Origin of the sequence: Nocardioides sp. (assembly GCF_031422975.1) — a bacterium.
Lineage (GTDB): Bacteria > Actinomycetota > Actinomycetes > Propionibacteriales > Nocardioidaceae > Nocardioides.
On record NZ_JANPEO010000311.1, the window covers coordinates 1 to 1,555 of the forward strand.

Genomic DNA, 1,555 nt, shown 5'->3' on the forward strand with positions numbered 1-1,555 from the left:
CGCAGCTCGTCGATGATGCGGCCGTCGGAGAGGAAGACGACGCGATCGGTGTAGGACGCCGCCACCGGGTCGTGGGTCACCATCACGATGGTCTGGCCGTGGTCGGCAGCGCTGCGGCGGAGCAGGTCGAGCACCTCGGCACCCGACTGGGAGTCGAGGTTGCCGGTCGGCTCGTCGGCGAAGACGATGGTGGGTCGGCCGACCAGCGCCCGCGCGACCGCGACCCGCTGCTGCTGACCGCCCGAGAGCTGGTTGGGCCGGTGGCCGAGGCGATCACGGATCCCGACCGTCTCGATCACGGTGTCGAACCACGCGCGGTCGGGCTTGCGGCGGGCGATCGCCTGCGGGAGGACGATGTTCTCCTCGGCGCTGAGCGTCGGGACCAGGTTGAAGGACTGGAACACGAAACCGATCTCGTCGCGGCGCAGGCGGGTCAGTTCCTTGTCCTTGAGCTTCCCGAGCTCTCGTTCACCGATGAACACCTCGCCCGACGTCGCCGTGTCGAGCGCGGCGCAGCAGTGCATGAGGGTGGACTTGCCCGAGCCGCTCGGCCCCATGATGGCGGTGAACTCGCCGGCCACCAGGTCCAGCGTCACGCCGTCCAGCGCGCGCACCATCGCGTCACCCTTGCCGTAGGTCTTGGTCAGGTCCCGCACTCGCGCGGCCACTCCTGGTGGTGTGGCCACGCGTCCCATCCCGGTCATCGTCATGCGCCAAGACTCCCGCACCCGCACAAACTCCCGCTACCGGGATTCACCCTGAGTCGCGCGTCAGGGTTGTGTCGAACGCATGTTCGACCTAGGCTCGTGCGCGTGGACTTCCAGTCGACCCTGTTCGCGCCCGACATCCCCGCCGGTCCCGGGGCGGGAGCACTCCTCGCACCGGAGCGGACCCACCTTGCCGCAGGCGCCTGGCTCGACGTCCAGCGCAACTGGCTGGGGGGCGCCGACGACGTGTTCGCGACCATGCTCTCCGCGGTCCCGTGGCGCGCGGAGCGACGCCAGATGTATGACCGCCTCGTGGACGTGCCCCGCCTGGTGCACACCTACGTGCTCGCAGACGCGCTCCCCCACCCCGCGCTCGCCGACGCGCGCGACGCGTTGAGCGCCTACTACCGGCCTGAGCTGGGTGAGCCGTTCGTGAGCGCAGGCTGCTGCTACTACCGCGACGGCAGGGACTCGGTCGCCTGGCACGGCGACACGATCGGCCGCGGCAACACCCAGGACACGATGGTCGCGATCGTCTCCCTGGGCGACCCACGCAGGCTGGCGCTGCGCCCACGCGGCGGCGGCGACTCGATCGGGGTGACCCTGGGGCACGGCGACCTCGTCGTGATGGGTGGCTCGTGCCAGCGCACCTGGGAGCACGCCATCCCCAAGGTGGCCTCGTGCGGCCCGCGGATCAGCGTGCAGTTCCGGCCGCTGAACGTCTTCTGAGAGCCGCTCAGAACTCCACCCGGGGAGCCGCGTCGTGACCCTCGGGCGCCTCGTAGAACTCGCGCCTGCTGACGCCTGCAACGCCGGTGAACATGGCGGCGGGTGGCATCTATACCATC

General features: G+C 70.2%; 2 protein-coding genes. One reads left to right on the top strand and one right to left on the bottom strand.

The features are described from left to right. Positions 1–710: ABC transporter ATP-binding protein (locus RMO85_RS09390; RefSeq protein WP_310528465.1), on the bottom strand; the 710-nt coding region annotated here is incomplete at its 3' end. Positions 711–812: 102 nt separating this feature from the next. On the opposite strand from RMO85_RS09390, the gene RMO85_RS09395 reads away from it, so the two are divergent. Beyond that, a complete protein-coding gene (locus RMO85_RS09395) occupies positions 813–1,436 on the top strand; it encodes an alpha-ketoglutarate-dependent dioxygenase AlkB (RefSeq protein ID WP_397203547.1) in 624 nt (207 codons plus the stop codon). Positions 1,437–1,555 lie beyond the last annotated feature (119 nt).